Consider the following 414-nt stretch of genomic DNA (forward strand, 5'->3'; position numbering starts at 1 on the left):
CGCGTGACGGCCAGCACGGCCGAGGCGCCGGTGTCGATCACCGCATCGACCGCCGCCCCCTCCACCGTGATCGCCGCCTGCAGCGCCTTGCCCGCGCGGGTAACGGCGATGGACGCAAGCCCCGGCGGCGGGGTCCAGCCCCCGCGCGAGATCAGCCTGATCCGTCGCCGGCGTGCGTCCAACTCCAGGATCAGTTCGCGCAGCACGTCCTGGCCCAGGATCAGGGGCGCGCCCAACCCCTTGTCGCTGGCCAGCGGCCCCAGCCCCAGGATGGCGGCGCGCAAACCCTCCAGCCGCACCCCCTGGGGGCCGCCGATCTCGACGTCCAGCGTCGCACCGCGCCCGACCTGGGCCTGACCGCCGACGCCGTAGGCCACCATGGGGATGTCGAACACATGGGTCAGGCCCAGCGTC

The 414-nt window shown here is 74.2% G+C and carries 1 protein-coding gene; it reads right to left on the bottom strand.

Going from position 1 to position 414, the window contains the following annotated elements:
- A partial coding sequence (locus CVH10_RS17830) for a hypothetical protein (RefSeq protein WP_219924773.1) occupies nucleotides 1-414 on the bottom strand: 414 nt, incomplete at both ends.

The organism is Halomonas sp. ND22Bw (assembly GCF_003011945.1).
Taxonomy (GTDB): Bacteria; Pseudomonadota; Gammaproteobacteria; order Pseudomonadales; family Halomonadaceae; genus Halomonas; species Halomonas halophila.